This window comes from Algibacter sp. AS12, assembly GCF_046736315.1.
Lineage (GTDB): Bacteria > Bacteroidota > Bacteroidia > Flavobacteriales > Flavobacteriaceae > Algibacter_B > Algibacter_B amylolyticus.
In genome coordinates, this window is the sequence record NZ_CP151841.1 from 2,390,076 (window position 1) to 2,415,730 (window position 25,655).

22 protein-coding genes are annotated in these 25,655 nt (G+C 35.0%); 7 read left to right on the forward strand and 15 right to left on the reverse strand.

Annotation, left to right across the window (positions count from 1 at the left end; all coding sequences use genetic code 11):
* Positions 1-63: 63 nt before the first annotated feature.
* The 5 genes from AAFN75_RS09985 (at position 64) to AAFN75_RS10005 (ending at position 4,777) form a co-directional block, all read left to right on the forward strand.
* On the forward strand, positions 64-777 hold the full coding sequence (locus tag AAFN75_RS09985) for a DUF547 domain-containing protein (protein ID WP_411806201.1): 714 nt from the start codon (positions 64-66) through the stop codon (positions 775-777).
* 67 nt (positions 778-844) lie between these two features.
* Entirely contained in the window at positions 845-1,759 is a 915-nt protein-coding gene (locus AAFN75_RS09990; RefSeq protein WP_411806202.1) for a hypothetical protein, read from the forward strand.
* Positions 1,760-1,792: 33 nt separating this feature from the next.
* Positions 1,793-2,800 carry a glycoside hydrolase family 113 gene (locus AAFN75_RS09995; RefSeq protein ID WP_411806203.1) on the forward strand — a complete coding sequence of 336 codons (1,008 nt, stop codon included), beginning with the start codon at positions 1,793-1,795 and terminating at the stop codon, positions 2,798-2,800.
* Positions 2,793-3,521 carry a hypothetical protein gene (locus tag AAFN75_RS10000; protein WP_411806204.1) on the forward strand — a complete coding sequence of 243 codons (729 nt, stop codon included), beginning with the start codon at positions 2,793-2,795 and terminating at the stop codon, positions 3,519-3,521. The genes AAFN75_RS09995 and AAFN75_RS10000 overlap by 8 nt, the downstream gene beginning before the upstream one ends.
* Positions 3,518-4,777, forward strand: coding sequence for an outer membrane protein assembly factor (locus AAFN75_RS10005; protein ID WP_411806205.1), 1,260 nt, complete (start codon positions 3,518-3,520; stop codon positions 4,775-4,777). The genes AAFN75_RS10000 and AAFN75_RS10005 overlap by 4 nt, the downstream gene beginning before the upstream one ends.
* Before the next feature lie 69 nt (positions 4,778-4,846).
* On the opposite strand, the gene AAFN75_RS10010 is transcribed toward AAFN75_RS10005, so the two are convergent.
* Positions 4,847-8,299, reverse strand: a complete 3,453-nt coding sequence (locus AAFN75_RS10010) for a pyruvate carboxylase (protein WP_411806206.1) — start codon at positions 8,297-8,299, stop codon at positions 4,847-4,849.
* Positions 8,300-8,464: 165 nt separating this feature from the next.
* Here AAFN75_RS10010 and AAFN75_RS10015 point away from each other — a divergent pair, with 165 nt between their 5' ends.
* Entirely contained in the window at positions 8,465-9,193 is a 729-nt protein-coding gene (locus AAFN75_RS10015) for a metallophosphoesterase family protein (protein WP_411806207.1), read from the forward strand.
* Between the two features lie 3 nt (positions 9,194-9,196).
* On the opposite strand, the gene AAFN75_RS10020 is transcribed toward AAFN75_RS10015, so the two are convergent.
* From AAFN75_RS10020 to AAFN75_RS10085, 14 genes are all read right to left on the reverse strand, one after another.
* Positions 9,197-9,976 carry a TIGR04283 family arsenosugar biosynthesis glycosyltransferase gene (locus AAFN75_RS10020; protein ID WP_411806208.1) on the reverse strand — a complete coding sequence of 260 codons (780 nt, stop codon included), beginning with the start codon at positions 9,974-9,976 and terminating at the stop codon, positions 9,197-9,199.
* 33 nt (positions 9,977-10,009) lie between these two features.
* Positions 10,010-10,876: a DUF547 domain-containing protein gene (locus AAFN75_RS10025; RefSeq protein WP_411806209.1), complete on the reverse strand. Its 867-nt coding sequence runs from the start codon at positions 10,874-10,876 to the stop codon at positions 10,010-10,012.
* 10 nt (positions 10,877-10,886) lie between these two features.
* Complete coding sequence (locus AAFN75_RS10030) at positions 10,887-11,795, reverse strand: sterol desaturase family protein (RefSeq protein WP_411806210.1); 909 nt, start codon at positions 11,793-11,795, stop codon at positions 10,887-10,889.
* Between the two features lie 176 nt (positions 11,796-11,971).
* On the reverse strand, positions 11,972-12,784 hold the full coding sequence (locus AAFN75_RS10035; protein ID WP_411806211.1) for a purine-nucleoside phosphorylase: 813 nt from the start codon (positions 12,782-12,784) through the stop codon (positions 11,972-11,974).
* 78 nt (positions 12,785-12,862) lie between these two features.
* On the reverse strand, positions 12,863-13,492 hold the full coding sequence (locus tag AAFN75_RS10040) for a TIGR04282 family arsenosugar biosynthesis glycosyltransferase (protein WP_411806212.1): 630 nt from the start codon (positions 13,490-13,492) through the stop codon (positions 12,863-12,865).
* Positions 13,485-13,979: a rhodanese-like domain-containing protein gene (locus AAFN75_RS10045; protein WP_411806213.1), complete on the reverse strand. Its 495-nt coding sequence runs from the start codon at positions 13,977-13,979 to the stop codon at positions 13,485-13,487. The genes AAFN75_RS10040 and AAFN75_RS10045 overlap by 8 nt, the downstream gene beginning before the upstream one ends.
* Positions 13,980-14,010: 31 nt before the next feature.
* Positions 14,011-14,838, reverse strand: a complete 828-nt coding sequence (locus AAFN75_RS10050; RefSeq protein ID WP_411806214.1) for a metallophosphoesterase family protein — start codon at positions 14,836-14,838, stop codon at positions 14,011-14,013.
* Positions 14,823-16,157 (reverse strand): sodium:solute symporter family transporter, encoded by a 1,335-nt coding sequence (locus AAFN75_RS10055; RefSeq protein WP_411806215.1) that lies wholly within the window; start codon positions 16,155-16,157, stop codon positions 14,823-14,825. The genes AAFN75_RS10050 and AAFN75_RS10055 overlap by 16 nt, the downstream gene beginning before the upstream one ends.
* Before the next feature lie 7 nt (positions 16,158-16,164).
* Entirely contained in the window at positions 16,165-17,607 is a 1,443-nt protein-coding gene (locus AAFN75_RS10060; RefSeq protein ID WP_411806216.1) for a SusD/RagB family nutrient-binding outer membrane lipoprotein, read from the reverse strand.
* Positions 17,608-17,616: 9 nt separating this feature from the next.
* On the reverse strand, positions 17,617-20,811 hold the full coding sequence (locus tag AAFN75_RS10065) for a SusC/RagA family TonB-linked outer membrane protein (protein ID WP_411806217.1): 3,195 nt from the start codon (positions 20,809-20,811) through the stop codon (positions 17,617-17,619).
* Between the two features lie 67 nt (positions 20,812-20,878).
* On the reverse strand, positions 20,879-21,559 hold the full coding sequence (locus tag AAFN75_RS10070) for a DUF2064 domain-containing protein (RefSeq protein WP_411806218.1): 681 nt from the start codon (positions 21,557-21,559) through the stop codon (positions 20,879-20,881).
* A 26-nt stretch (positions 21,560-21,585) separates the two neighbouring features.
* Entirely contained in the window at positions 21,586-22,641 is a 1,056-nt protein-coding gene (gene arsS, locus AAFN75_RS10075; protein ID WP_411806219.1) for an arsenosugar biosynthesis radical SAM (seleno)protein ArsS, read from the reverse strand.
* Positions 22,642-22,795: 154 nt separating this feature from the next.
* A complete protein-coding gene (locus AAFN75_RS10080; protein ID WP_092847926.1) occupies positions 22,796-23,131 on the reverse strand; it encodes an arsenosugar biosynthesis-associated peroxidase-like protein in 336 nt (111 codons plus the stop codon).
* 129 nt (positions 23,132-23,260) lie between these two features.
* Positions 23,261-24,403: an acyl-CoA dehydrogenase gene (locus AAFN75_RS10085; protein WP_411806220.1), complete on the reverse strand. Its 1,143-nt coding sequence runs from the start codon at positions 24,401-24,403 to the stop codon at positions 23,261-23,263.
* A gap of 139 nt (positions 24,404-24,542) precedes the next feature.
* On the opposite strand from AAFN75_RS10085, the gene AAFN75_RS10090 reads away from it, so the two are divergent.
* Complete coding sequence (locus AAFN75_RS10090) at positions 24,543-25,601, forward strand: anhydro-N-acetylmuramic acid kinase (RefSeq protein ID WP_411806221.1); 1,059 nt, start codon at positions 24,543-24,545, stop codon at positions 25,599-25,601.
* Positions 25,602-25,655 lie beyond the last annotated feature (54 nt).

Genomic DNA, 25,655 nt, shown 5'->3' on the forward strand with positions numbered 1-25,655 from the left:
TAATTATCTAGAAATTCCTGCGACCCAATGGCAGTTACTTTACCGAATTGAAAATTTACAAAAATGAAAAAACAAATACTTATAGCGCTTTTAGTTTTAGTCTCGTTTAATGGCTTTTCTCAAGATTTAAACTCCTTTTTTAATAAAGCGGATGCCTTTTTTAAAGCACATGTAGCCAAAGGAAAAGTGGCATACTCGAAAATTCATGCTAACCAAAATGAATTGAATAGTATTTTAAAAATAGCAGAAGGCATAACGGTAACTAAAGCCGATGCTAATAACTATCAGGCTTTTTGGATTAATGCTTATAATCTATCGGTTATAAAAGGTATAATAGATAATTATCCAACAAACTCACCACTAGATAATAAAGGTTTTTTTGACGCTACAACCTACAGTTTAGGAGGCAAACAAATTACTTTAAACGACATAGAACATAAGTTATTACGCGGTAATTTTAAAGATGCTCGTTTTCATTTTGTATTGGTTTGTGGTGCTGTTGGTTGTCCGCCTTTAATTAGTAAAGCGTATTTGCCAACTACTTTAAATACTCAGTTGGAAGAACAGACTAAAATAGCATTAAACGGATCTTTTTTAAGAGTGAATACTAAGAAAAATCGAGTACAAGCATCTCAAATTATGGAGTGGTATAAGGAAGATTTTACAAGGAACGGTAAGCGTGAAATAGATTTTATAAACACATACCGCACAGAAAAATTAGGTAGTAATTTTAAATTGAGCTATTTCCCATATAATTGGAACCTAAACAAACAATAACAAAATAATAACTAACCCAAAATACATAAGTTTCCATTGGCGTGGAACCGAAAAACTAAAACACATCATGAAAAAAGCATTAGCAGTATTAGTACTTATCGCAATTACGTATAATGGATATTCTCAAGAAGAAGATACCTCTAAAAGAAGTAATGTACAAGAGTTTACACCTTCAAAATTACTAAGAAAAGGGCAATGGGATATTAAGTTTTTTAATAGTTTATACACACAAACGAAACAAACAGGTGCTGGAACAGGCAAATCTTTTAGTATTGATAGACAAAACTTTTTTACTAATACAACTGAAATTTATACAGGTGTAAGTAACAATTCAAGAATAAACGTAGGTTTTGTTTTTCAAGTAAGAGCAAATAATTTTGGAGGTCAAAGCGCACTTAGTGTATTCGATTTTGAGAACAACGGCATAGATTCTCGAAGCGGCTTAACAACAATAGCACCATCTATAAGAGTGCAACCGTTTGCTAGTATTCCTAATTTTTCTTTTACAAGTTCTTTGTATTTGCCTATTTTTAAAGATGAAGCGGTACCAGCATATTTAGATAAAAGAAGTACGTTTTGGGAAACTAAATTTTTCTATGATAAAACGTTTGGAGGTGGCGATTGGCAAATATTTACAGAAGCCGATTTTGGTTTTAATTTTGGCGAGAGTCAAACCGATGCAGATCCTTTAACGGAGAATCCTAATGAGCGTTTTGCAAATAATAGCATGTTTTTACCCTTAAGTGCTTTTTTAAGTTACTTTCCATCTATCAAGTCAACTTTATTTGTTAACGCTCAACAAGCTTTTCTTATCGATTTAGGTAATAATTTTGAGCAAAATTACACGCAATTAGGGTTTGGAGGAAAATATCAGTTAACAAATGTTTTAAATATTGAAGCGTCATACGGGAAATTTGTGCGTGGAAATAATTTTCAAGGTTTAGGGCAAACTTTTAGTATTGGTTTAAGAGCTTTGTTGTAAGAATAACATTAAATTAGAAGTTTAATATTTTATATGAAACCATTTAAACTCTTATTTCTTTTATCAATTTTAGCTATTCAATCCTGCAAAACTCAGACCAATAAAATTAATGGTGTGAGTTTTGTGTCTTCCAGACAGCCTATAGATCAAACCCATACGCACCCTGTGGCTAATTTAAATGCCAATTATGCGGCAGTAATGCCTTTTGGTTTTATTAGAGATTTAAGTTTGCCAGAAGTAAAATTTAATGGAGAAAGACAATGGTATGGTGAAAGAAAAGAAGGTGCAGCACAGTATATTACCGAATTAAATAAACAGCATATTAAAATTATGTTGAAACCTCAAATTTGGGTAGGGCATGGGCAATTTACCGGTTATATTAAAATGACTAACGAAGCCGATTGGAAAACCCTCGAGGATTCTTACTCAAAGTTTATTTTAGAATATGCCGACTTAGCGGCAAAAATGAATGTCCAAATATTTTGCATAGGCACCGAATTAGAAGGTTTTATAAGTAATAGACCAGATTATTGGTTTAAACTTATAAAAGATGTAAAAGCGATTTATAAAGGTAAATTAACCTATGCTGCAAATTGGGATGAGTTTAAACGAACACCTTTTTGGAGCGAATTAGATTTTATAGGTGTCGATGCCTATTTTCCGGTAAGCGAAAGCAAAACGCCAACCATAGCCGAATGTTTATTGGGTTGGGAAAAACATAAAGCAGATATTTTAAAAGTACATCAAGAACATAAAAAACCTATTTTGTTTACGGAATATGGTTATCGAAGTGTTGATTACACCGGAAAAGCTCCTTGGGTGAGTGATAGAAGTATGACTCAAGTTAATTTTGATGCCCAAACCAACACCACACAAGCTTTATTTGACACTTTTTGGAAAGAAGATTGGTTTGCTGGCGGTTTTATTTGGAAATGGTTTCATGATCATGAAAAATCTGGAGGTGAAAGCGATTCAAGGTTCACACCGCAAAACAAGCCGGTAGAAGCCTTAATTCGTAAACACTATAAATCTTATGAGTAAATTAAAATACATTGCAATATGTCTATTGGTTTTAGTGTCTTGCGCTAGAGATAACGATGAGGATATACAAAGCTTAACAACGTATATTCAAGGGCGTACAGTTGAACAAGGTGCTGTTATTGCTTGTGCGGCAAGCGATGAGGTTAATGGAGATATTCTAACCTTTTATTATGCAGAATCAGGAGCTTCTAATGGACGGTTTTATGAAACTTTAGATGTTGATGTCGATTCAAACGATTTTAAAAACTATACTTTAAATAACGTAGAAAGCGACCCGATATTTAATGGGCATCTAAGACGTTTTACGCAAAGTTCTGCAACAGAAAAATGGATTATAATTACTTTTGAGTTAGCCGATGAAATAAAAATATCTAACCCCATTCGCACAAAACAATTATCGAAACCTACAGTTTGGAATGATAAAGTTAATATCAATCAAAGCTCATCTGGAATGCCTAATTTTAGTTGGAACGATAATGCAGAGGGCGATAATGCTATATATTTTCAGGTAGTTTCGGCTGCTAATGGTGATTTATTATCCGGAACGTATACCTACGAGAATCAATTTCAATACTACAATACAAGCAATGTTGTTTTGAATGTAACCACACAAACCCCACCGAATTTAATTTTCAATGAAAATTATAATTTCACATTAATGGATGTAAGTCTAGATAATTGGGTAAATTGGGTTATTCAAAAATCGTTTGTTGCTGAATGAAAAAACAATTAGTCTTATTAATTATTCTTGGTTTTGTTTCCTTAGGTATTTATGCCCAAGAATTGTTAGTTCAAGACTTAAAGGTTCAGGGCAATAAAAGGCTAAAAACAACATTTATAAAAAGTATTTCTAGAATAAAAGCAGGTGCCGCATTAGATTCTGCTGTTATAAAGCAGGATATTATTAGGTTAAAGCGGCTGCCTTCTGTGGCACACGTATATTTTCAGGTTTTTCCTGCGGAGGGCAATCAGTATAACGTGTTTTATAATATTGAAGAAAATTTCACACTCATTCCATCGGCTAATATTTACACCACTAACGATGATGAATTTGCCTATAGATTAGGACTCTACGAATTTAATCTGTTAGGTAGGTCTATAGCATTTGGAGCGTTTTACCAAAAGGATATTTATAGTAGTTATGCCTTGAATTTTAGGGCTCCTTTTTTGTTTTCCAATAAAGCTGGTCTTGCTGTTAATCTTCAAGACTTAACAACCCAAGAACCGGTGTTTTTTGAAGATGAAACGGCTAATTACAAATACAGAAATAAATCCATAGAGGCTTTAGGTTTGTATCAATTTAACTTTACAAATAGGCTAGAGTTAGGTTTTAATTACTTTGTTGAAGATTATAAGTTTAAAGGCGAAAATGTAAACAACAGACCTGAGTTGAATGTAAATAAATGGCTGGTAAAGGGTATTTATGAGTATAATAATTTAGATTATTGCTACCAATATATTTCTGGTTTTAAGAGTCAGTTTAACTTCCAATATGTCACATCAACAAACGATATGTTAACGGATTTTTTTATAGGTTGGAATGATTTCTTTTTGTTTAAACGTATAGGAGAAAAAGGAAATTGGGCGAATAGATTGCGTATGGGTTTAGCAACTAATAACGAGACGCCATTTGCCCCGTTTTCGGTAGATAATAATTTGAATGTTCGCGGTGTTGGAAATACTATAGATAGAGGTACAGGTGTTATTGTTTTAAATACCGAATACCGGCAAACCCTTATTGAAAAAGATTGGTTTGTAATGCAAGGTAATGCTTTTATTGATGCTGGTTCATGGCGAAACCCTGGAGGTGAGGTTAACGATTTTACTAATTCTGAAAACGTAAAGGTTTACCCGGGTTTAGGGATTCGGTTTATGCATAAAAAAATATATAACGCTATTTTTAGAATCGATTACGGCCATGGAATATCCAAAAATGCAACTAAAGGTTTTGTGTTTGGAATTGGACAATATTTTTAGAGCTTGCTAAAAACATGAATTTGTTTTCAACAAGCTCTAATAATACTTATAAAATAAGGCTTTTGTTAGTTATTCTAAAACAACAACCAAGTCTTCAGAATTAACCATAAATCCAGTTTTTAAAACAATTTTCTTAACTGTAGCATCTGTAGCAGCGGTAATGGTAGTCTCCATTTTCATGGCTTCAATAATAAATAGCGGTTGGTTTTTTACAACCTTTTCACCGCGTTTTACTAAAATTGTAGATAACATACCTTGCAAAGGCGCACCTATTTGGTTGTCTTCTGTTTTATCAGCTTTTACATTTTCAACCTTATCAATCTTAATTGAAGTATCTTTAATCTCTACACTTCTACCTTGTCCGTTTACTTTAAAATAAACCGTAACCATACCGTCGGTATTCGGTTTTCCAATAGAGTCTAAAGTCACTAATAGTGTTTTACCTTTATCTAATTCCATTATGATTTCCTCGCCTACTTCCATGCCATAAAAGAAATTCTTAGTTGGCAAATTCATAAGGTTGTCATATTTTAAATGCTTGTTAAAGGCATCGGTAAACACTTTAGGGTATAATTGGTACGATAAGAAATCAGTAAAATCGATGGTTCTACTTAAATCGTGTTCAAATATTTTTTTAAACGCTTTATATTCAGCATCAATATCTAATGGCGGAATATGTGCATTTGGTCTATCCGTATATGGCGCTTGGTCTTTTAAAATAAGCTTTTGCAACGCTTTAGGGAATCCTCCAACGGGCTGACCTAAATCGCCCTTAAAGAAATCGACTACCGACTGCGGGAACGAAATACTATCACCACGCTCTATAACATCTTCAACGGTTAAATTATTACTTACTAAATATTGGGCCATATCGCCAACCACTTTGGAGCTTGGAGTTACCTTTACAATATCTCCAAAAAGCGCATTTACTTTGCTGTACATGGCTGTAATTTCATGAAAACGATCTTCTAGTCCTAAGCCACGTGCTTGTGGTTTTAGGTTGGAATATTGTCCACCAGGAATTTCATGTTTAAAAACCTCGCCAGAACCAGATTTTAAGCCCGATTCAAAAGGGTAATAATATTCTCTAACAGCTTCCCAGTAATTTGAATATTCGTTTAATGAATCCATATTAATACTACTCGCGCGATCTTGAAATTTCATCATCTCTACAACCGAATTAAAATTAGGTTGCGATGTTAATCCAGATAAACCACCAAGAGCCACATCAACCACATCTACACCAGCCTCAATAGCTTTTAAGTAGCTTGCCGATTGAATGGATGAGGTATCGTGCGTATGTAAATGAATTGGAATTTTTAATTCCGATTTTAGAGCCGAAATAAGCTCGTAAGCAGCATAAGGTTTTAATAAACCTGCCATATCTTTTACACCTAAAATATGTGCACCTGCACCTTCAATTTCTTTAGCTAGGTTAACGTAATATTTTAAATTGTATTTTGTGTTTTCTGGATTTAAAATATCGTTTGTATAACATATAGACCCTTCTGCTAAACCACCTGTTCGTGTTCTTACATGCTCAATACAAGGGCCAAGAGATTTCATCCAGTTTAAGGAATCGAAAATTCTAAACACATCAACACCGTTTTCCCAAGATTGTTCAACAAATTCACCAATTAAATTATCGGAATATGCCTTGTATCCAACACCGTTTGAGCCTCGAATTAGCATTTGTAATAATACATTCGGCATTGCTTTACGCAGTGCACGAAGTCTTTCCCAAGGGTTTTCTTGTAAAAAACGTAAGCAAACATCAAATGTAGCGCCTCCCCAAACTTCCATACTAAATATATCGGGATGGTTTTTTGCGTAACCTTCGGCAACTTTTAGCATATCGTAAGTACGCATTCTGGTAGCCAATAAACTTTGGTGCGCATCGCGCATGGTGGTATCGGTAAAATGAACTTTCTTTTCATTTAATAACCATTGCGAAAATTTTTCAGGGCCTAGTTTTGTTAGTAAATCTTTTGTGCCTTCAGGGTATTGGGCATCGGGATCAAATTTTGGTACTTTAGGTTTTACAAATGTTTTAGAAGGATCAACCTTTTTAACATCCGCATTTCCGTTTACAATAACATCACCTAAATAGGTAATTAATTTTGTCGCTCTATTTCTAGGTGCTTTAAAAATAAATAAATCAGGATTAGATTTTATAAAGTTTACGGTAACCTTGCCTTCTCTAAAAGTATTGTGTTTTAAAATATTATCAAGAAAAGGCATGTTAGTTTTTACGCCTCTAATTCTAAACTCTGCTAAAGCACGACGAATTTTTCTACTCGCGCCATCAAGGGTTCTGCCATGAGCAGTAACCTTTACTAACATAGAATCGAAAAATGGCGAAATTGTAGCGCCTTGATAAATACTACCGGCATCTAACCTAATTCCAAATCCAGAGGCACTTCGGTAAGCCGAAACAGTCCCGTAGTCGGGTTTAAAATCATTTTGAGGATCCTCGGTTGTAATACGGCATTGCAGAGCAAAACCACTCATTGAAATAGAGTCTTGACTTGCAATTTTAATTTCCTCGTCGGCCAGTTTATAACCACCAGCAATATATAATTGTGTTTTTATTAAATCGATATTAGTTACAACCTCTGTAACGGTGTGCTCCACTTGCACCCTTGGGTTTACTTCAATAAAGTATATAGAATCATCGTCATCTACCAAAAACTCAACAGTACCAATATTATTATAATTTACGGCTTTACATATTTTAATAGCGTAGTCGTATAAGTGTTGCTTAGTGTCTTGGCTTAGTCCAAAAGATGGCGCAAATTCAATTACTTTTTGGTAACGTCTTTGCACAGAGCAATCGCGCTCAAATAAATGGACCATATTTCCATGGCTATCTGCAACTATTTGAATTTCAATATGCTTAGGGTTTTCAACAAATTTCTCTAAAAAAACGGTGTCGTCGCCAAAAGCATTTAAGGCTTCACGCTTACTTTCGTTAAAAGCGCCTTTTAATTCCTCTTCCTTTCTTATAACGCGCATACCACGACCACCACCACCAGAAGCTGCTTTAAGCATAATAGGGTAGCCGATTTTTTTAGCTTCCGAAATGGCAACTTTAATATCTGTTAAAGGCTCTACGTTACTTTGTATAATAGGAATGTTATTATCTACAGCGACTTGTTTAGCAGTAATTTTATCGCCTAAAGACTTTAAAACAGATACTTTAGGTCCAATAAAAATTATACCACTATCCTCGCAAGCTTGAGCAAAATCTGCATTTTCCGATAAAAATCCATATCCAGGATGTATCGCATCAACATTATTGGCTAAGGCTACTTTTATAAGCGCAGCAATATTTAAATAGGGTTTTAAAGGTTCGTTATCTTCACCAATTTGGTACGATTCGTCTGCCTTGTATCTATGCAATGAATACCGGTCTTCAAAAGTGTATATTCCAACGGTTTTTATATTAATTTCTGTGCAAGCTCTAAAAATTCTAATCGCAATTTCGCCGCGATTGGCTACAAGTACTTTTTTAATTTTCAATGTTGTTGTGTGTTTTTAGTTTAATTTCACTAAAGATACTTAAAGTCCAACTATATATTGTTGCTCTAATCTTGCAAAAAGTTGTAAAATTCTATTTTTAATCTAAATTTAATGTAATTGTTAAGAGGTTTTAAAGGATTCTTCTAAATTTGCTAAAAAAAAGGTATGCGCATTTTTGCAATTGGAGATATTCATGGTGGATTAAAAGCTTTAATTCAAGTATTAAATAAAATTGAAGTTACGGATGAAGATACATTAATCTTTGTTGGCGATTATGTTGATGGCTGGAGCGAATCGGCACAGGTTATTCAGTTTTTAATAGAGCTTTCTCAAAAAATAAAGTGCATTTTTATAAAAGGTAATCATGATGTTTGGTGTGAAGAGTGGTTGCGAAGCGGGAAAGTAAACGCCACTTGGTATATGCACGGGGGTAAGGAGACTGCCGAGAGTTATCAGGGATTTTCTGATGTAGATAAGAAAGCACATTTGGAGTTGTTTGAAAGCATGCCACTGTACCATTTAGATGATGAAAACAGGTTGTTTTTACATGCCGGATTTACATCGATGCATGGCGTAACTAGAGAGGTTTTTAAAAACACCTTGTATTTTGATAGAACCTTATGGGAAATGGCGTTAACCTTAGATAAAAGTATTGATAAAGACTCTAATATTTACCCAAATAGATTAAAACATTATAAAGAAATTTTTATTGGCCATACACCTACCACTAATTTTGATTGCGATTTGCCTATGAACGCTGCAAACGTTTGGAATATAGACACAGGTGCAGCTTTTACTGGAAAAATAGCTGCCGTTAATGTGAATACAAAAGAAGTCTTTCAGAGTGATAATTTACCAGGATTATATCCAAATGAAAAGGGTAGAAATAAGTAAAAACTAACCAATGTTTTTCTTATAATAGCTATAAATATCATCGGCATTGGCACCAAGCCATTTTTTTAAATAGATGTTCCAATAGAAATATTGCAGTTTCCAAACGCCGTGTTTTCTATACATTCTTGCCGACGATTTAAGTTTTTTATTTATCACCACAAATTGTTTTCTGGCGTACAATTCATTTATTAAAATATTGTCTTCATAAATACAATAGTTCTCATCAAATTGTCCAATAGCCTTAAATAACGATTTTGTTATAAATTGGCTTTGGTCACCACCTCTGCATGCTCGCCAATTAAATTTTGTAAACCAACTAGCTAAACGCAACCACCAATGCGAGCTATCGAATTGCATCCTAAAACAGCCTGCTTCATTACCTTTTTTTACTTGATTTAAAATATGTCGGTCGAAATTTTTAGGAGGAAACGAATCGGCATGTAAAAAGTACAGAATATCTCCCGATGCCATTTTTGCACCTAAATTCATTTGTTTTGCTCTGCCTTTTTCAGAATTTAAAAGCAGGATGTAAGTTTCTGTTTTTTCGTCGGTTATGGTTTTTTTGTCTATAACCGAGTTGTCAATATAATTAAAGGCCTTTTTGTTTGAGGTTTTCGTGAAGTTTGAGAAATCTTGAACAATGCGTTTTGTATTATCTTTACTGCCACCATCAACAATAATAATTTCTCTAGTTATTGTAGCTGATGAATTTGCTAGTAAATGCTCTAGTAATTTGCCAATTTGGGCTTCTTCGTTTAAGGTTGGAATAATAATGCTTATCATGGTAATGCTTACGAAAAAATACTAGATTCAGTTTTATTCATTTAAGTCCCAATTATAATCTTTATAACTTTTTTTCGCTTTCGCGGAAATGGTAATAGCAGAATACCTGTTTAGAAAATCTATTAAACTGCCATGTTGTTTAAAATCCTTTGAAAACCACTGAAAAATCTTTGATATTTTAATGCTATTTTCTGAAATGTCATTACGAGAAGGATCATTTAAAAACGCTTTAGTTGCCAAATTTAATTGATTGTTTATGGTTTGACTCGTAAAGGCTTCGTTTTGTAATTTAGGGCACGAAAAAGAAGCACATACAATGGCAAAATGAATTCTAGGGTCGTCCATTTTTCTCAAAATATCATGTTCAATTTCATTAAGATTATACCATTTATTCCCTAATTTCCAGAACCGTTGGTCCCAAGGGGCATTTATGTCCTTTATGCTTTTTATTGGGTAATGACGCAGAATTAAATCGACCGTTAAGGCATTGTAAGCATTAATCCAATAGGCTAGTTTCTCTTCTTTTAACCAAGTGTTATCTGGTAAATGGTTACCTAGTTTTGTAATGTATGTTGTAAGGGCTTTTCTGTCTGTTTTAAAGCCTTTATAATTTACGTTTCCTTGAGCTGTAACATGTTTTTGTAGTAAACTATCCCAGTCGTTATGATTAAAGGTGCTTACTGCTACTTCCGGCGTTTCTTGTTCTATGTTATTTGTAGGTTCTGGCACTTTGGTTTTAGGTGTTTTTGTGGTAGATTCAGCAGGTGTGGTTTGTTCTGTAACCACATGTTCTGTTTTTTCTATGGGCGGAGTTTTTGCAATAGGCTGCTCGGTAATATTTTTTGTTCCAGCGCAAGCCAATAACAGCAGAACTACTGTAATAACTAATAGGTGTTTCATTTAGAGTGTTTTAACCATCGGAATCAGATTCCGATTTTTTTGAGAAAATGGGGTAAAGTTCTTGTTTTATAAAGTCCTTTGGGAAATGTTCGTCGCCCGGAAACCCAAGTTCAATATCCTTTCCATTGTGAGGGATGTATTTTGTTTTAAATAAATAATCCCAAATGCTTAAGGTTAGTCCGTAATTAACACCAAACCTAACATGATTGGGTAAGGTTTTTACATGGTGCCAGATATGCATTTTCGGGTTATTAAAAATGTATTTAAAAATGCCGTAATCCCACCCTAAATTGGCATGGTTTAAATGTCCAACGGTAATGGCAAAAAAGTAAACGATTGCCACATCGTTAGCATTGTAATTACCAATAATAGCAATAGGAATGTAAAGAAGGGATTTATAAACAACAGGTTCCATCCAATGGTATCTTAGGTGCGCAGCAAACCCCATTTCTTTAACAGAGTGGTGTACTTTATGGAAATTCCATAAAAACGGGAATCTATGTAAAAGTCTATGTGTATTCCATTGTACAAAATCTGAAACCACAAAGAATACCAGTAAACCGAGCCATTTGGGTAAATTATCGACATCAAAAAGCTGAAAACTTTTTAGTGATAACCCGATACTTTCTAATAACGAATTAAAAAAATGAGCAACGGTGTTAGACAGTGCAATTAATATAATAAGGTTTAAAAGAAAGAAGTTGAAAAACATGTAAAAGGTATCCAACCAAAAATCTTTTCTAAAAATAGATTGGTTTTTTCGCCAAGGGAAAATAATTTCTAGTAACCATACGGCAATGGATATAACAATTAATCCATAAAAATAATTATCCCAATGGTTAAGGTCTAATAATTCATATTTTAGGTAGTTCCAATAGCCAGAATAGGATTTTTTTATGAGTGCTATATAGGTTTCCATGGGTTTGGAGTTTGAACCCTTCAGGTTTTTTAAACCTAAAGGGCCTTATTTGAATACTAATTATATTTACTAGTTCTACGGTGCGTTAGCGATTGTAGTGGCATCCTTTTTTTGCTTTTATAAGTGGCAAAAAAAGATATAATGGAAAGCGCGACCCTTGCGGTAACGCCCAAACGTTATAAACTAATTATCAATTCTTTAAAAAGTGTAACCATATTAGGTTCTGCTTTTTCGGCCATGGCTATAATTTCGGCAATATCTACGGGTGCTAGGTTGTCAGGATCGCACTCGTCTGTTAACACAGAAACCGCGGCTGCTTTTAAATTTAAATGATTGGCAACTATAATTTCTGGAACTGTGCTCATGCCAACAGCATCTGCACCTATAATTTTTAACATGCGATATTCGGCTCTAGTTTCTAGTTGAGGTCCTACAACACTAGCGTATACGCCTTCGTGCAATGTTATATCATGTTGGGCTGCAATGGATTTGAATTTAGTATTTATAGCGGCATTGTAAGGCGCGCTCATATCTGCGAAACGCTCACCTAAAAGCTCTACGCCTTTAAAAGCAAGTGGCGAGCTGCCTTGAAGATTTATATGGTCGTCAATAAGCATTAATTCGCCTTTTTTAAAGTTGAGGTTTATGGCGCCAGATGCATTTGAAACTAATAAGGTGTGAATACCTAGTTTTTCCATAACGCGAACAGGGTAGGTGACATCTTGTAGCGAATAGCCTTCGTAAAGGTGAAAGCGCCCTTGCATAACTATTACTTTTTTACCACCCATTATACCGTATATAAGTTTACCTTTATGAAACTCGACTGTGGCTGTTGGGAAATTAGGAATGTGGTTATAGCTTGCCTCTTTTATTATTTCGACATCGTTAATTAGTTCTCCTAAACCGGTGCCTAAGATAATGCCTATTTCTGGTTTATCGAATCCTTTATCTATTAAGTACTCTACTGTTTCTTCTATAAATTGCATCATGTTTAATTTTTTAAATAAAATGTTTAAAAACCGAAAACCTATGCATTTGCTTGGTTTTCTTAATTTGAAAGCATTTTTTTAACCTTGTAGTTGTTTGATTTTTTCTTGTAATTCTGTGTTAGTTTGATAAAATTCTGAAGCTATTAAATCTTCAAAATTATCAATGTCGTTTAAAGTATCTAAGGTAGTAAATGTTACTTGTTTTTCCTTTATTTCGTTTAAGGTTTCTTGCAGTAAATGTGTTTGGCTCCACGGTTTATTATTAAAAATAAAATGGTGTGCTCTGGATAGGCCAACTAGATAATAGCCACCATCTTCGGCTGGTCCAAAAACAACGTCGTGTTCTGTTAAGGCTTCGAGTCCTTTGTTAATATGGTTTGCTGTAATGTCTGGTAAATCTGAACCAATTAAAACAATACGATTGTAGCCATCTTGAAAGCCTTTTATAAATGCGTTTTTCATGCGTTCGCCTAAATCTGCGCCTTCTTGAACAAATTTTTGATGGGAATTCCATTGGTTTTCTACAATAGATTCGGAAAAATAAATGCGTTTATTGGCCTTTAGTTTTTGCGTCGCATTTTCGGTTACACTAACCAATTCTGTATAAACATCGAAAGCGCCTTGGTTGCCAATAGTTTTGGCAAGCCTTGTTTTTACCTTGCCTAATTTTATGTTTTTCACAAAAACAATTACTAATTCTTTATTCATAAACTTTTATGCCTTTTTTTAGCCATTTGCTCCAAACTTTATTAAAGGTATGGATACTGTCTGTCTCCTTTTCAATGGCGTTGTAAACAGGGAAGTTGTTGCTTTTCCATTCGAAAATACCACCATAAAGATTTTTTACATTAGAATATCCAGCTTTTTTAAGGCTATCTCCAATAGATTCTGATCGAATACCAACTGAGCAATACACGACTATTTCTGCGTTTTTATCTGGTATTAGTGTTTCAACTTTATGTATTTTAAAGTGATCGTACCCTACATGAATAGCATTTTTTAAATGACTGGTTTTATATTCTTTTAATTCTCTAGAATCCAATAAAACCACTTCTGTTTTAGGCATTGCTAGTTCTTGAGGTGTGATATAGGGCACGCTATTATCATTGTATTTTGCTAGTAACTTATCAATTGATTTTTGCGCAAATAAAGGACTGCTACATAGTAATACTAAAAATAAAATGGTGTTTTTCATGTGTTTTTTAGTCTTAAAATATTTAATAAAATTACAGATTTATTCCGAATCCTTGCAATCCACTTTCTACGGCTGGTAAAATTTCGGTATTATCCCAAATACCAGTTACTATGGTTCTAGCATATTCTTCCGGAAGCAAGCCGTTTTGCATTAATGTATTAGTTAATCTGTAATTATAGTTTAGCGTATGGTGTTTGTATTCTAATTTGCCTGTTGAATCGTCTAAAATAGCATACCAAACGGTTTGATTACCATCGTTTGCAGGCATACCAATAACGCCAGGATTTAACCATAGTTTGTTGTTTTGTAAATCGTTAAATGGCAATCCGCAATGGCCAGCTATAATAACTTCGCTTTGGTCTACATTGAAATTTATAGCCTTGGTTTCCCAGGGTGTCGATTTAAAAATAAATTCGGAGGTGTTAAAATACGAACCATGAACAACCATTACTTTTTTGCCTGCGTAATTAAAAGTAAGGTGGTCTGGTAATTGTTTTAAAAAAGCCAAAGAATCTTGTGATAGTAAGCTTTGAGCGTATGAGTACCATTGTTGTGAAAACCCGTCGCATCTAGAGCCTTTTTTAAAATCGCATCCGCAATCTTCTGCCCCTTCGCTTAATTGAATTTCTACGTTACCAGCTATACTTCTAGGGTTCCAAATTTTAAATAATTGAACGGTTTCTTCTGGTTGGGCACAGTAACCAACAATATCTCCCGTACATATACAGTTTTCTGGACTAATGTTTTCGACTTCTGCCACTTGCTTTAAAGCTTCTAAGGCTTGCAAGTTGCTATAAACGCCACCAAATAGCAGTGTTTTGCCAGATAACCGTCCTAGATGTTCTATTTTTTTATCCATTTGGGTGCTAAATATAAAATGATACAACTTAAAATACCCCAAGCATTTACCCATAGTAAATCGGCATATTTTCCTTTTGTGAAAATGAGTGCTTCTGGAAATAGTTTAAACACTAAAACAAACCCAAAAACTATTCCACAAATAATACTTAAATAAAAACTAATCTTTGGAACCTTAATATTCCAAAACATAAAAACAGGAGTTAAGCCAATAACCATAGTTCCTGAAATTGTGGTAGCCGATAGTATTTCGGCATTTAAAAAAACAGGAAGGGTTCCTAATATGGCAATGGCAACCATTGAGGCTCTGCCAAAAGTTAAATTTTTGCCTAGGTTTAAATCGACAGATAATAATTTTGAAAATGACGAAAAGGTAGAGTCTAAGGTTGATGCTGCCGAGGTTATCATAATGAAATTAATAGCTAGTAAAATAACGACGCCAAACGCTTTACCTACCTCTACAGCAGCTTGTCCTTTTAAACCTTGCGTTTGGGCGTATATGCCAATAAAAGAAAAAAGAATGATACAAATAGCACCCAATACACTAGCAAGAAGAAAACTTTTTCGAGTTACTTTGGGTGTGCTAATAAATGCTCTATCGGTTAGGACCGGATCGTGAAACGGGTAGCTAAACGATTGAATTACAGCTGCAAAAAATAAGTTTAAACCAAGCTCAAAGCTCCATGTTCCTGAGGATATAACTTCGTGAGCTCCGAAATTGTCAACTGAAAAAATAGTACTTAAAATAATAATTAATAGGATTGAGAATAACCCCATTTGAATAATGTCGGTAAAAATAGAACTGCTTAATCCGCCTTTAATAGCGTAAGCTAAAGTTAAGACTGTGAATAAAATAATAGACCAGTAATAAGGTTTACTACCTGTTTCGCCAAAGTAGCTGCCTATAACCATGGTGTTACTCCAAACCTCGTTAAACAACCGTATGGCTATTAATATAGAAAATAAGGCCATGGCGCCTTTTCCAAACTTAGTAGTTAAGAACTCGTGGATACTTGTAAAACCGCCTTTGGTTCGTAATTTATAAATTATTGAACCAGCAACTGCAAAAGATAAGTAGTAACCGGCATAGGCTACGCCACCAACAATACCATAGTCTAACCCTAGGTTTGCGGCATTGGTAATGCTTTTGGCAAAAATCCAAGAAATGATAAGACTCCCTGTTAGCACGAGTGTGTTCGGAGACTTTTTAACTTTAGTAGCTCTGAAGAATTGATTCGTAGATTTTGCAAATGGCGAAATAAAAAACAGTATCAAACTCGATACGATAATTAATAGCCATTGAATTGTAATTGTTTCCATTGCAATTTTATTTATTCCACCATACAGGACTATTTATGCTGTTGTTATTTGTTGCGTTTGCCGCTTCATTATAATTTTCGGTATTTAATGTGGCTTCCTCTTCGGGGTATGGCATTCTTACCGGAATTAAATTGTTGTTTAAACTTGCCGCAATAGGTTTTAGAGCAGGGAATCCAGTGCGTCTGTATTCCGTCCAGCCTTCGTAACCGTTAATAATATTTGCAATCCATTTTTGCGTTATTATTTGTTCTAATGGTGTTGTATTTGGTGCATTAAAAGCGGCATTGCCTGTTAAATAGTTGGTTGGTAAAGCTGTGTTCCAATATTCGAAAGCTAAAGCAACACCTTTGTTGTAAAGTTGCTCTGCATTGGCTGTAATTAAATTCTTTTCGGCCGCTTCGGCTAAGGCAAAATAGACTTCCCAAGCGGTTATAAAATTCGCGTCTAAGGTTGAGGTGTCTTCTCTAAACATGCTGCCTGCTAAAGAATAATTACCTAGTGTTACAGATGTTGATGTGGCATCAATGCCATTTAGTAAGCCGTTAAATGCGTTGGATGTTGCATTAGAAGAAGGTTTGAAAAAGGTGTTTATTCTAGGGTCTTCCAAGTCAACAAGAATGTCTTCCATAGTTTCAGAAAGCACGAAATTGTTAAAGTCCCCAATTCTTAATTGCGCTAATCTAAAACTATTTGGGTCTGAATTTGTAAAGTCGAAAACTGCATTTTGAGCGTTTGTTTTTATGTAATTGTCTGCATCAAACAGTGCTTGTAAATCTTCTGAAACTTCTATTTTATCTGAAATTCTAAGCAAACTTTTAATTTTTAGTGCATTGGCAAAACGAATCCATGCTTGTAAATCGCCATTAAATAAAATGTCGCCTTCCAAAGCTATAGCATCTTTGTAGTTGGTAATAGCTAAAATACCTTGGTCTAGATTATCTACAATGCCACCATGGTTAAGGTATATAGATTCTTGCGAATCGTATTTTGGAGTTACTGTGCCGCTTACACCGTTAAAGGCTTTAAAATACGGGACGTCACCATACAAATCTGTTAAGTTTGCTGTGAGGTATGCTTTTAAAATTAAAGCAGAACCTTCATATACTTTAAAAGCTTCAGTGGTTTGCGATTGCTTTAAAATAATGTCGTTATCTCTCAGGTTGGTATAAAATATAGGCCATGGATTTCCACCAAGTTGCGGTGATTTTAAAGCATGTCTATCAAATAAATTAAAATCTAAAGCCGTTCGATGTTGTGCTAGTAAATCGCCAGCCACAAAGCCTTCATAACTCATTTCTTCACCAAAATTATAAATGACCTGTCTGAGTAACAAACTAGGTTGTACGGCTACTGGTGCATTAGGGTTTGTATTTATAGTCTCGAAGTCTTTTGTACAGCTAAATGCAGTAAAAAGTGTTAAGATTGTTAAGATGTATATATAGTTTTTCATGTTTATTCTTTAAAAATTTATACCTGCTTTAAAGCCAAAACTTCGTGATGTGGCATAACTTAAATCCTCAACACCGCTAACAAACCCATTGCCTTGTACAGCGATTTGTTCGGGATCAAAATGCGGGTTTTCGGTAATGGCAAAAAGATTGTTTCCGGTTATAGAAAAACTTAAATCGGCACCGTTTTTTAATCCTAAAAAGCCATCGTTCAATTTGAAATTATAGCCAATAGCAAATTGTCGAAGCTTTAAAAAAGAAGCATCGTACATATTGTTTTCTTCATGGTTTCTATCGTAAAACTGGCGGTAATAACTCTCTGCGGTTACGGCCACCGTGTTAGGTAATCCAGTAGTTTGGTTAAAGCCTTGCGCAATAATACCTTCTTCTGGTCTATATGCCGTTTCAGCCAATTGGCCACCAACGTTTCCTAATGCTCGTGTTCTAGATACTATTTCGCCGCCTTGTCGCCAATCGAAAAGTAAATTTAAATGCCAGTTTTTGTGGCTAAAATTATTGTTCCATCCTAAAGTGAAATCGGGGTTGTAATTCCCTATTTTCTTTAGGGTGTTATCAGCAATAAATCGACCATTATCATCAACAATAAATTCATTGTTTTCGTTTTTTAAATAACCAGTACCATATAAATCTCCTATGCGCCCGCCTTCTTCAACTTGAAACCATACCGTTTGGTTTGCGCTATCATAAATTCGGCTAAACGCTAAAGTTAAGCGCCCGTCGTTTTGGGGTAAATCGGTAATTGTCGATCTGTTACTTGCAAAATTAAAAGTGGTATGCCATTTAAAGTTTTTGTTTTGAATTGGGATTATTCCTAATATCAATTCTACACCTTTTGTGTTTACCTCGCCACCATTTACTACTTGTTGGTTGTAACCAGAAGCTATGGCAACAGGTAGCGAAATAATTTGATCTTTAGTAGTTGCATTGTAATAAGTGATATCAAAATTTAAGCGGTCTTTAAAAAAACGTAAATCGGCACCAATCTCATAACTAGTAGTCTGTTCTGGTTTTAAGTTGGTGTTGGGTATAAAGTTTTGGTAGCTAAAGGTGGCCTCACCATTAAAGGTGGTTTGCGAAACAAACGCTCCAGAAGTTTGGTAGGCGCTCGTGTCGTTTCCAACTTGTGCTATACTAGCACGCAATTTTGCAAAAGAAAACGCCCTTGGTAAATTGGTAGCTTTCGATAAAATGAAACTTGCCGAAGCCGAAGGGTAGAAAAACGAGGTGCCGCTAACCGAAAAAGGTGTTGCTAGAGCACTAGACCAATCGTTTCTGCCCGTTACGTCCAAAAATAAATAGTCTTTATAGCCTAGTTTTGCAACGCCATAAAATGAATTGATGCGTTTTTTGCTTTCAAACTGAAATACTTCTATAGGCGATGCGGCATTGTTTAAACTAAAAATACCGGGTTGTGCTAAGTTTACGGTTTGCGATTGTTTTGTTGAAGCGGTTTGATTTAAACGATTACCACCAAAAGAGAAATCTACCGAAACATTTTGAAATGTATTTTGGTAATTAATTAAAACATCGGTGTTTACTTCGCGGTATAAAACATCATGCTCTGCATAAGCACCATTTTTAAATCGGTTACTACTATAATTTCGTTGTAGTTTGCGAGTTTCGCTGCTGTAATCCATTCCTGTTCGTAGCGATATACTTAAATGATTGGTTACATCCTGTTTTAAAGCGATGTTTCCAAATAGTCTGTCGCGATTAAAAGCATTTCTGTTTTCTAAAAGAATAAAATACGGGTTGTCAAAAAACGTATAGTTAAACGAATATTGCTGTAAGCCTTCAAGACCAGGTTGCCAATAATTTTTTAAACTATTAATATTTAAAGAACGCGGTCCCCATGCCACTAGCGAGTAATTTACATTTTCGCTACCATAACCATTTGATGGTCTGTTGTCGCTATTGGAGTTTACGTAATTAAAAGATGTGTTTATCTCTGTTTTGTTTGAAGGTCTAAAATTAAGTTTAGCCGCAATGGTTTGTCTGTTTAAATTTACACCCGGAATAATGGATTCGCTTCTTAAATCGGTGAACGATAATCTGTAATTTCCAGATTCAAAACCATTTGAAATGGCTACGTTGTTGGTTGTAGTAACTCCTGTTCTGTAAAAATCTTTTAAATTATTTGGGTTGGAGTTAAAAGGGGTTGCCGTAATAGGTAAGCCGTTGTATAAGGCGGTGTCTCCACCTCTTACAAAACTACCGTCGGTTAGTTGTACAGGGCTATCAAATTGTGGAATTAAATTGCCAACATCTAATCGTGGACCCCAAGAGTAGGAAATGTTATCGCTAGTTCCTCCGCCTAAACCGTCTACATATTCAAACTGTCCAGATTGCCCTTGGCCAAATGTATTTTGAAACTCAGGTAGTTTAAAAGCAGAATCGATAGTGATGGCTGTATTTATACTAACGCTAAAACCTTTTTTATCACTTCCATCTTTGGTTTTTATTACTATAACACCGTTTGATGCTCTGGTGCCATAAAGTGCTGCGGCGTTTGCGCCTTTTAAAACGGTAACCGATTCGATATCGTCAGGGTTAACGGCCATGGCTCCGTTACCAAAATCTATTTCTTGAAAACCTGCTGCGGCCTCATTGGTATAATTAAAAACGGTTTCGTTGTTAATGGGAATACCATCTACCACAAAAAGTGGGTTGTTATTTGAAAATGAAGATTCGCCTCTAATAGTTATTTTTGAGGACGACCCAACACCTGTTGCGCCTTGAGTAACAGTAACTCCAGCTAATTTTCCTTGAAGGTTGTCTAAGAAATTAATGGTTTTTACTTGGGTTAAGTTCTCAGAATTTATGGCTTGTACAGCATAGCCTAACTCTTTAGAATCTCGCTTTAAACCTAAAGCGGTTATAACTATTTCTCCCAAGGCCGACGCATCTTCTTGTAATGCAACATTTATTATGGTTTGGTTACTAATAGTAATAGTCTGCGTTTTGTAACCTAAGTAAGAAAATGTTAGTGTGTTGGTTTTTAAGGATAAATCTATTTGGTAATCGCCATTTTCATTGGTGATTGTGCCATTTGTGTCGTTTTGAATATTTACAAAGGCAATGGGGGTATTGGTTGAGGCGTCGGTTACACGACCCGTAATAGTTTTTTGTGCATGACTACTGCCAATTATGGCAAGCATCATACAGAATTGTATAATGTGCTTCATTTTAAATGTTTAGGGAAAACGTAATTTGTTTTGCCTTTAAAAGTTTTTAAATTGTAAAGGAGAAATACTAAAGGTGAAGCAATACTGGTGATCCTTTATTAAAATGAAAGTGTAATATGAAGTCTTTAAACGCTAAGTTCAGATAAGTAGAAAAAGGATTTACAACAAATATCGATTGAAGTAATATAGACTTTATGGTTGTTGCTATAGCTTTAAAACTATTTAATACCATTTGGATATCTGATGCTGTATCGATATCTGTTAATACCTCTAAATAGCAAATAGCGATGCTTTTTGAAGCTGAAATTGTAGAAATACTTCTGTTTAAGCCCGAAGTTTGCCAAGGTAGTTTTAAGAATATATTTTTATTAAAAAAAGCTTTTTTAAGCCCCATTAAATAGAAACCACCATCGGTTGAAGGACCTAAAACAATAGAATTTGTTTCCAGTTTTTCAACTGTTTTTAATAGATGCGTTGTTGTTAAATGCGGCGTGTCGTTACCTATGGTAATAACTTGATTGAAGCCTTTATTGTAAACCGATTGAATAGCGTTTATAAATCGCTCTCCAAATGAAAACCCAACTTGCTCATATTCTGAGTATACAAAATATGCTAAACCTGTTTTTTTTGCAATTTTTATGGTCTGAGCATTTAAAGTCTCGAACAACTGCTTTGACGAAAAAGATTTTGAAACAATCTCCTTTTCGGCAGAATTAGCAAAAATTAATATGGCTGTATTGTTACTCAATATTAAATATGGGTTTTGTTTTTATATTATGCGACTACACCTTGGCAGCTACTACCAGCGCCAGCAGTACAACCGTAGCAGTGTTGCGAAATTACAATGTTTCGTCCTTCTAATAGTTCTTCGTTATATTCTGAAATGTGTTTGGCTTTACTATTTACAGGTAAGTCTAACATTTGATTAAAATCGCAATCGAATAAATAACCATCCCAACTAATGGATAGGGTATTGGTGCACATAACGTTTTTTACTGCCGAAGGATTATAGGCTTCAACTAGTGAATACATGTAGTCTTCGTAGTTTTCTGAGGCTATTAAATAGTCTAAAAAACGAGCTATTGGTAAATTGGTAATGGCAAAAAGATTGTGGAACCTAATATCGAAATCTTCTAGTAATGCTTTTTTGAAATCTTTTTCCATGGCAGCTTGGTCGCCCGGTAAAAAGGCACCTGAAGGGTTGTAAACTAAATCGAGTTTGAGTTTGCTATCTGGCATACCATATCCAATGGCATTTAAATCTTGTAAGGCTCTTATAGATTTATCGAAAACACCATCGCCACGTTGTTTATCGGTTTTTCCGCGAGTCCAGTGTGGCATAGAACTTACTACATGTACATTGTGCTTTTTGAAAAACTCTGGTAAATCGTAATATTTTTTATTGGCACGAATTATTGTGAGGTTGGAACGTACAATAAAATCTGTAATGCCTGCTTTGGCTGCCTCCTCGACAAACCAACGGAAATCTGGATTCATTTCTGGGGCTCCACCTGTTAAATCTAAGGTGTGTGCGCCTGTGTTTTTTATAACCTCTAAACATTGGCGCATGGTATCGCGAGTCATGATTTCTTTACGGTCTGGACCTGCATCGACATGGCAGTGATCGCAAACTTGATTACACATGTAGCCTACATTTATTTGCAGAATTTCTAGTTTTTTCGCTTTAAGCGGAAATTGGCTAGTCTCGGAAATTTTATCTTTAAAGGTTGGTAATTCTCCGTTTTTAAATATACCGTTAGATAGTATATCCAACTGCCTGTTGCTATTTGCTAAGTCGCTTTCGCGTTTTTTTAGGGACTTTGTTGCCATTAATACTTTTTATAAATTAAGATACTGTTTCCTTTTTAAAAACAGCACTTGGTTGATAGTTGCGCTAGGGATTGAACGGTTTGTTTGAGCTCCCCGACCAACGGAAGGGAGCGAGTAGTGAAAGCCCGACCCTTGTGGTAGCGCCAAAAATAATCTACCCGTCTAATTTGTTTACTTTATTCATCATTTGAACACCATGTACTAAGGTTGCTCCACTTTTTATGGCTGCGCCTACGTGTATGGCTTCCATCATTTCTTCTTTGGTAACGCCGCGTTGCAGGCCGTCTTTGGTGTAAGCGTCTATGCAATAGGGACATTGCTCGGTGTGGGCTACGGCTAATGCGATTAGCGATTTTTCGCGAGCGGTAAGTGCACCGTCCTCGAAAACTTTACCGTAATATTCGAAAAATTTGTTTCCTAATTCTTCATTCCATTCGGTTATTTTTCCAAATTTCCTAAGGTCTGCGGGGTCGTAATATGTTTTGCTCATAAAATATTTTTGCCTAAAGATAGAAATCTAATTTATTAAGTCGGAAGGTTTGCGGTAACTTAACAAAAATCGCCAAAAAATATGATTTATATTTTTTGGCGATTTTAATGATTTTGGTTTATGTAGGGGTTACTCTTTTATTAGGCTTCGTGAAATTACTATTTTTTGAATTTCTGAAGTGCCCTCGTATATCTGTGTAATTTTAGCATCGCGCATAAGGCGCTCTACATGGTATTCTTTTACAAATCCGTTGCCTCCATGTATTTGTACGGCTTCTACTGTGTGTTCCATGGCGACTTTTGAGGCGTATAGTTTTGCCATGGCGCTAGATTTGTCGTAATTCATGCCTTGGTCTTTATCCCAAGCGGCTTTCATTACCATCATGCGTGCCGCTTCAATATCGGTATACATGTCGGCTAATTTAAAGGCTATGGCTTGGTGGTTGCAAATTTCGGTACCAAAGGCTTTACGCTCTTTAGAGTATTTTAATGCTAACTCATAGGCGCCAGAAGCAATGCCTAAGGCTTGTGCTGCTATACCAATTCGGCCTCCAGAAAGTGTTTTCATGGCGAAACGGAAACCTGAGCCGTTGGCACCAATTCTATTTTCTTTAGGCACTTTTACATCGTTAAATTGAAGGGTGTGGGTGTCGCTGCCGCGAATTCCTAATTTGTCCTCTTTCGGACCAATATCGAATCCTTTTGTACCTTGTTCTACTATAAAAGCGTTTATACCGTGAGAGCCTTTGTCTCTATCGGTTTGTGCAATAACCAAGTAAACATCGGCACGACCACCGTTTGTTATCCAGTTTTTTGTGCCATTTAATATATAATGATCGCCTTTATCGATAGCGGTTGTGCGTTGCGATGTGGCGTCGCTTCCTGCTTCGGGCTCGCTTAGGCAAAATGCACCAACAAACTCGCCGGTTGCTAATTTTGTTAAGTATTTTTGTTTTTGCTCTTCGTTTCCGTAGGCTTCTAAGCCGTAACAAACTAAAGAGTTATTTACAGAAACAATTACAGATGCCGAGGCGTCTATTTTAGATAATTCTTCCATAATAAGAACATATGATATAGCGTCCATTCCGCTACCGCCGTATTTTGGATCTACCATAATACCTAGAAAGCCTAAATCGCCCATTTTTTTAACGAGTTCTTGCGGAAATTCCTGTTTGTTGTCGCGTTCTATAACTCCGGGTAGTAATTCTGTTTTTGCAAAATCGCGAGCTGCATCGCGAATCATTATATGTTCTTCTGAAAGACTAAAATCCATATTTCGTAATTAAAGTGTTGTTTTTGTAAAAATTGTTTGTAAATATAGTTTTTTTATTATGAATACTTGAAAATTATTAACTCAATTTCGGCTGTATATTCTTTTATATATTTATTTAAGATGATTATTTTTACCTTCTATGATAAAGGATGAATATAATGTAATTGGTGTGATGTCTGGTACATCATTAGATGGTATAGACTTGGTATATGCTACTTTTAGTTATAATGATGGTTGGGATTTTAAAATTTTAAATGCTGAAACGGTAGCGTATTCATCGTATTGGTACACAGTATTGAAAGATTTAATTAGTAAGTCTTTAGACGAATTAAAAAGTATTGATATTGATTATACAGCATATTTAGGCGTGGTTATACAAAACTTTATAACGAAACACCAAATAAGAACTATTGATGCTGTTTGCTCGCATGGACATACAGCCTTACATCAGCCAGAACATAAATTAACCTATCAAATTGGTAATCTGCCTGTTCTAGCAGATATTTTAAAAGAAACTGTAGTTTGCGATTTTAGAGTACAAGATGTAGAGCTTGGAGGTCAAGGAGCACCTTTGGTACCCATTGGAGATCAATTATTATTCGTGCAATACGATTATTGTTTAAATTTAGGTGGTTTTGCTAATATATCGATGGAGTTAGATGGGGCGCGTATTGCTTACGATATTTGTCCGGTTAATATTGTGCTTAATAAATATGCCAAACAATTGGGTTTCGATTACGATGATGGTGGCCAAATAGCAGCTTCTGGAAGTGAATTGTTAGCCTTAGGGAACTTATTAAATGCTTTAGAATTTTACAAAGCAAAACCACCAAAGTCTTTGGGTTTAGAGTGGGTTAATAAAAATATTTTCCCGCTTTTGGATGCAGCAAAGCTAGAGGAAAAGGATGTTTTAAAAACATTTTCCAATCATATTGCACATCAAATTGCTCGGGTGTTAAAAAAAGATTCTAAAGTTTTGGTTACCGGAGGCGGTGCTTATAATGATTACATTATTTCTAAAATAAAGCTGAATAAACAAGTCGATATTATAATACCAGAACCAGAATTAGTAGAGTTTAAAGAAGCGCTTATTTTTGCATTTTTAGGCATATTAAAACTTAGAAATGAAGTGAATTGTTTAAACAGCGTTACTGGCGCTATGAAAAACCATAGTTCGGGTAAAATATTTCTTCCTTAAAAATAATACAAAATTAATCTTAAAGGATTTTTAGTTTTTTATATTTGTTATATT